At 56.5% G+C, this 6,110-nt stretch carries 6 protein-coding genes and 1 pseudogene; 1 reads left to right on the forward strand and 6 read right to left on the reverse strand.

Features of this window, described 5'->3' with window-relative positions; all coding sequences use genetic code 11:
• The 6 genes and pseudogenes from JKG68_RS30495 to JKG68_RS34030 form a co-directional block, all read right to left on the reverse strand.
• Positions 1 to 731, reverse strand: a 731-nt coding sequence (locus JKG68_RS30495; RefSeq protein WP_202066021.1) for an ATP-dependent metallopeptidase FtsH/Yme1/Tma family protein, incomplete at its 3' end; no start/stop codon positions are given.
• Positions 732 to 809: 78 nt separating this feature from the next.
• The gene (locus JKG68_RS30500) at positions 810 to 1,217 is read right to left on the reverse strand and encodes a DUF4112 domain-containing protein (protein WP_202066022.1); all 408 of its coding nucleotides are present in this window, start codon (positions 1,215 to 1,217) and stop codon (positions 810 to 812) included.
• Between the two features lie 358 nt (positions 1,218 to 1,575).
• Complete coding sequence (locus JKG68_RS30505) at positions 1,576 to 2,040, reverse strand: hypothetical protein (protein WP_202066024.1); 465 nt, start codon at positions 2,038 to 2,040, stop codon at positions 1,576 to 1,578.
• Positions 2,041 to 2,100: 60 nt separating this feature from the next.
• Complete coding sequence (locus JKG68_RS35050; protein ID WP_376773244.1) at positions 2,101 to 2,610, reverse strand: DUF6946 family protein; 510 nt, start codon at positions 2,608 to 2,610, stop codon at positions 2,101 to 2,103.
• 508 nt (positions 2,611 to 3,118) lie between these two features.
• Positions 3,119 to 3,385 carry a DUF6894 family protein gene (locus tag JKG68_RS30515; protein ID WP_202066028.1) on the reverse strand — a complete coding sequence of 89 codons (267 nt, stop codon included), beginning with the start codon at positions 3,383 to 3,385 and terminating at the stop codon, positions 3,119 to 3,121.
• A 920-nt stretch (positions 3,386 to 4,305) separates the two neighbouring features.
• A pseudogene (locus JKG68_RS34030) lies at positions 4,306 to 4,488 on the reverse strand (transposase); the annotation flags it as partial.
• 697 nt (positions 4,489 to 5,185) lie between these two features.
• Here JKG68_RS34030 and JKG68_RS30525 point away from each other — a divergent pair.
• Positions 5,186 to 5,851, forward strand: a complete 666-nt coding sequence (locus tag JKG68_RS30525; protein WP_202066030.1) for a hypothetical protein — start codon at positions 5,186 to 5,188, stop codon at positions 5,849 to 5,851.
• Positions 5,852 to 6,110 lie beyond the last annotated feature (259 nt).

The raw sequence follows: 6,110 nt of genomic DNA on the forward strand, positions 1-6,110 counted from the left end.
ATGTCGCGCACGCGGGAGGCGCCGACACCCACGAACATCTCGACGAAGTCGGAGCCCGAGATGGTGAAGAACGGCACGTTAGCCTCGCCCGCCACGGCTCGCGCCGTCAGGGTCTTACCAGTGCCGGGAGGGCCGACAAGCAGCACGCCGCGGGGGATGCGGCCGCCCAGGCGCTGGAACTTCTGGGGATCGCGCAGGAACTCCACCACCTCCTGCAGGTCCTCCTTGGCCTCGTCGATGCCCGCCACCTCATCAAACGTCACACGCCCATGGGCCTCCGTCAGGAGTTTGGCCTTGGACTTGCCGATGGACATCAGACCGCCTCCGCCACCCTGCTTGTTCATGGCGTTGCGGGCGAACCAAATCGAGATGCCGATCATCAATGCAAACGGCAGCAGCGACAGCAGCAAGCTACCAAGCAGGCTCGGCTGCGGCGGGGGCTCGGCCTTGATCACGACGCCCTTCTGCTGCAGCTGGGCGATGAGGCCGGCGCCTTGTGGAACATAGGTTGTGACGGTGCCGCCTGCGGAGCGCTCGGCGATCACCTCCTGTCCCTGGATGGTGGCGGAGCGGATCTCCCCTTGCTCGACGGCCGTGATGAACGCCGAGTAGGGGAGTTGATCAGCTTGCGGTCCCACCGTGTTTTGAAAGTAGAACATCGACAGCAGGGCCATGACCGCAGCGGCTATCGCAAAGTTGCGAAAGTGAGGCGCGGCGTTGGGATTGTTCATTGCTATGCTTTCTGAACGGCAGAGTTCTGGCCGAGATACGAGGGTAGCAGCCGGACCCGATCCTCTTCCTGAGCAGTGTCATCTCTGGAAGGTGTTCGGCTCCGGATGGACTCGGTCGAGGTGATCACGCAGCAGCGCCATATTGCGCAGGTTCGAGCGGAAGAACACGTCACCAACCCAGCCCACGAGCGGTACTGCGCTGATCACGAAGTCGACACCGACATTTCCGGCCATACGCATGAGGGTCCCGGTCGGCACACCGAGGCGCCGCGCTTCCCAGATCAGGTAGGCCGACATGCCTTTCGAGGTCAGCGTACCAACGCCCGGGATCAGGTTCAGGAGCGCGTCTGCACCGAAGCGGATCTTGGTTCCCGGCACGCGGACTGCGCTGTCGAGGATCCTTGCCAGCGTATCAAGCCGTGCCCGCGTCTCGGTCGCGCGGAAGGAGGCGCCGTTGAGGGACGAAGAGTAAGAGTAAGACGTCACAGTGGTCTCCCAGATGTGGAGCGCGCATTGAAGTGCTCCTCAGGTGAGAGAGTCCGACATCGCAGCCTGTAGACGGCTGCCAGAGGGGCCCGGACCCCGGTACTGGATAGATGGGGGTGGAATGGCTTCGGTTCAAGATCAGACGAAGCGCCCTCACGAGCAACTATCTCGTCTCAAGCGGCGCTCGATCACGTTATAGTTAGCATTGATCAGATCATCCCAGGGCGGCTGCTGGGCTTGACGCAAGCGGCGTAGAAGATAGACGCACGACGCGATGCCGCCGGCCAGCATCGAGAATTCAGGTTGCACACGAGTGGGATGATCCTTCTGGCATGGCACCTGGTGGTCGCAGCGGTTCTCAAAGCGACAAAGTGGCGTGTGGGAACGTCCCTCTAAGATCCTCGAAGGTGATCACCGTTCCAAACTTCGAGAGATGCGGTAAGTATTCCGGCAGCTTTGAAGCGCTGCAGAGCAGGACGGTCGCGGCATCGGCATGCGGCACAACAGCTTTCGGCGCCAATGTCGCCCAACACTGTGCCCGAAGCGCGTAGTTGGTGACCTGATCCTTCTTGGTCGGGAACTTGTCGGCAGGCTGCTTGACCTCGAAGCGCATGCCTAATACGGCCTCAAAGATTGCGAGGATGTCGGTTTCCTGCCCGCTGCATGCCTGACAGCGGCATTTCTCTGTAAAGTGGGACCGCCACCAGGTCGCGGAGCTTTTGCTTCGCTGCGCCTGCATTTCTTCGTGCAGCAGGCGCGCCTCGTGCGCGAAGTCTGCGAACTTGGTGCACTGCAGGACCCATGATCGAAAAGCCGGATCCACCACTAAGGCATTGGCAAAGGGCTCCGCATAGGTGAACTCAACTGGACCGTAAAGGATAGCCTATCCTGACGTCCTTGATCGAACAGAGGTTCGAAGCATGCCCTGTCGGTCCGCTTCGTCTCCTGCGAGAAACCGCGGCTCGCCGCAAGCCCAGCCGCTATAGAGTGGGCGGGATGCGTCTGGTCGAACGAGGATCAGCTTGCCTAGTTCTGCCGAGCAGCCGAACAGGGAGACGAAGCGGGCAAAGGCACCGAACCACCTCTGCTGTGGTGAGAACGAATGCACGATCATGGCTGCGGCGTCAGTCTTGAAGCGGTCTGCCTCAATGAGCGCCGACACGGTTCGATGCAGAAGTTGGTAATGGAGGTCAGGCGGCAGTTGCTGCTCGTCGAGCCCGAGCCGATCACACAAGAACGCGAGACGCTGGCGCTTGCCAGCAGAGGCATTGGCCTTCCAGTTCCCCAGGAGCCGGCCAAAGGGCTTGTCGACCTTGCCCTCAATCGTCGCGGCATGGTCTCCGGCTTCGACCTCTAGCGCCTGCCAGAAACCAATGCGGCTACGTTGCCTCAGGGGCCCGCGTGCCCCGCTGCCCTTTGCCGGGTTGAACCGGAACGTAGACTAACCTTCTGTGGCAGTCGCACCAGCTCGATCCCTCCGGTGTCGGAGCTCCGCAGCAGATGGCGCGACGAGGGTCGTCGGAGACGATGTAGCGGCAGTGCCGCATTCTGATCCCTGTCCTTGCCGCCCTTCAGGCGTTCCGTCAGCACGCGTCCGCGCAGGGTATGAGCCTATGTGAAAACTCAAACCGCGTTCACCGCAGCGAACTAACCTCACAAGCATATCCCTCTGCACCAATGAATTCTCGGTCGATCAGGGAGTGCGAGACATAAAGTTGCTCAAAGGAGCAGCCCATCAACATTTTCAGACAAGCCCCTAAGGCGGAGACAGGGAACGCCCGCGCCTTTCCTGAGAGGTATTGGCGCTTGCGCCGATCCGCCGATGCCGACTCCTATAGTGCTGCTCGGCCCCCGGCCTTGATACAGACTAGGGTGACCGACCCAGGCGCCGAAGGGCCCAGTTACGCTGTCAATGAGTTCAGCTGAAGCGGTGTAATATGCCAGTCGATCCCCATCGACGCGGTCAAGGTGAACACCGGCTCATTGCGCTCGTCCAGCACCGCGATGACGCCGCCGCCGCTATTGCCCCGTGCCAACTGGCCCATGCCGATCTCGGCGGCCGAGCGTACTGCCCCTTGCACGGCGGCGTACAGGTTGGCGAACTCGGTGCCCTCGTCATCATGCACGCTATGTGAGAAGTTACGGAAGTTGAGATAGTAGCGGGGCATTGCAGTCTCCTCTCTGCTGCGCGGGTTCAGACGGACCTGATTCAAGTGATCACGTGCCCGTTCTGGAAGGGTTCGCTCATCAAAAATTCTTGGACCATAAGGGGCCAGCGCCAAATCTCTTCCTGATTATACGCCAGCAATGATTAGCTGTAGCCGGGCATGCGTTCCAGCCGCGAATACTTCAGTAGTACTTTGATCGACATGAGGAACGCGGTCGGTCTCGTTGGTTCCTTTCAGCGACCGTACGAGTGAAGAGCTCCGACATTTATAGAATACCGGTTCTTTCACATTTTAGGCTTACCTCATCAATGCGCTGCTCCCCGTCAGGCGTGCTCATCCAAAGCACGAGATAAGGGTGCCGTGTTTACCAACGATAGTCAAGATAATTTGGGAGTTTGTGAGACCAAATTGCAGTTCAGTAAAATAATCGCCGGTATAGCTATATAGGATGTCATACCAAAAACTTTCCAAAATTATAAAATTTCTAAACTCGAATACCCTTTGTTCAATAATAAGCTTTGAGAATCACGTGTTTGACTTGATACATAGACAATCTTTTTTGACTACTTTGAGCTTGTGAGGCAATGTCTAATAAAGTTTGATTGCCTCGCTGGCGCGACAGCTTAGGATAATTTGGTTTTCTGCTTCCATCAGTCTCGAGTAGATGTCAGATTTCGGCGCGAGTATAAGTCTAGCATATGTTATTTTGATGATTTAGATCTATACTGCTCGTTTCCACACACGTTCTCGTAAACGCTGATGATGCCTCTGATGAGATAGACTTCGTCAATGAGCTGCGGGTATGAAGGTCCTGTCATGCGGGGTCGAACACGAGTGATCGGCGCACAATCTGGCATGATGACTACGCGCTCTGCCAATGTATGGAGGAGGGGTTCGGCGAGATCACCTACATCGGTCTTGTGGCGCCGCCAGGCGGATGCGATCGCCTCATGCTTGCAGCCCCAAGTCGAGGTTGCGAACGCCTCCAGAGCCGCCTGGCCAGCTTCAGCATCCTTGGCGCGGTAGATCTCCTTCGAGGCCGCCGCCACGGCTTTGCAATCCTTGTAAGCCACAAAGGCGAGCGACGAGCGGATCGAATGCAGGTCTGCACACAGCAGTCTGCGGAATGAATAGGCCAAGCGCACGAAGGATCTGAAGTCGGTAAGCACTCGGTTGCGCCGGCACTACTCTGGAGGATAGATCTCTTGAACCGGCTTGACCTCGGCGCTCGCCCCCTATAATTTTGTATGGTCGAGTAACAGTCACCAACATGGCGCTGCTATTGTTGGTGTGTAAGCGCCTTGGCGTTGGATTACTCGAAATTTCATTTCCAGGTAATTTCCAAAAACTGACAATCGGATGTAGCTCGTGACTGGCGAGGAGATTTGCTTGCGCATTTCTCCCAGCGGACATGGCGCTGGTGATGATTGTGTAGAAGAGGGAAGTAAAGCGAAGAAGGAGAGCATGGAATATAGATATGAATACGAGAGTACTGGTAGCCTTGTATCTAATGGAGAAGTAATGTCTTGAAGCATCTTCAATACGCGGTCGCAGCGAGAACAAGTCTCTACGTACGGATGAGATCATGTACTTGGGAAGACTACGTTAGCGGAGGGCTAAAATAATCTAGGCAAGAAAAGCCCTTGAAGCTGGCGGCTTCAAGGGCTTCTGGAGCCATTCGCCGGATTGGCAACTGGAGTGCTCACAACCTCCTTTATGCCATTCCGACAAGCTGAATGTAAAGAGCACTGTATTCAGTGAATGCTCCTGCTTTGCCTACTATCAAAAGGATGGTGAACAGTGACACTTCTAGAACTGGAAAGGGCGGTATATGCCGCGGCCAAAGCGAATGATTCAGCTGAGATGTGCAAAGTGGTGTCGGGCTACGTCGAGCAGGAACGGCACAAGGCCGCTGAACGGCAGCGTCGTTGTCGTGCGTCACAGCAACGTCACAGCAACGCCCCTCACGCGCGTGTAGTTAATACTAATCTTCCAAAGGAAGAAAAAGAAAGATCTTCACTTCCTCGGGAATGGAGGCCAACGGAAGGCCATAGGAAGCGGGTCGAAGAACAGGGTCGCCTCCCGGATCACCTGAACTTTGTGGAGACACTGTTCCGGGCTTGGGTCGACGAGAACGCATTGGAATCGATCAATTGGGACGCGAGCTTCAGCAAGTATCTTGAAAACAACTTCGTGATGTATCCGAATGCCAATCAATTCAAGGGCAAAGGCTCGCCGCAAGGGCAGAAAGGGTATTCGATAAAGCCGAGGGCTTCATCGGCCTTGAGCGAGACTCAAATTCCGGACGGAACTCCTGAAACCTTGGCTGCAATTATTCGGCTGATGGATCAGAATGTCGCCGAGAGCGAGATCAAGCGGAAGCTTGATGTTGGGGATTCGGAAATCCGGCAAGCGTTCAGGATTCGTCGTCAGCAACGTGTTCAAACTGCCTGTCGTGAAAACTAAGGAGGTTGTTTATCACGTCCGAGGAGCTGAAGCTGGTCGTTACCCGAGATCAGCCTTTTAGGGCTGCAGTCATAATAACCTGTGTGCTGCAGCTCTATGATGATTCCAACGGTGAGGGTCGGATCAAGAACCCGGGCGGTTACTTCCGCGCCCCGGCACGACTGGTTAAAGTCGGCAAGATCGGGAACTGTCGGGAATTTCGTGTGGGGCCATTACGATGATCTGGAAGGAGACATCGCATGGCACGCCGCAAGGAACC

It is taken from the genome of Microvirga aerilata, from assembly GCF_016743775.1.
GTDB lineage: Bacteria > Pseudomonadota > Alphaproteobacteria > Rhizobiales > Beijerinckiaceae > Microvirga > Microvirga aerilata.

Excerpts from the sequence above, each read along its gene's own strand:
- JKG68_RS30515 (WP_202066028.1), bottom strand. The coding sequence starts at position 3,385 with ATGCCCCGCTACTATCTCAACTTCCGTAACTTCTCACATAGCGTGCAT.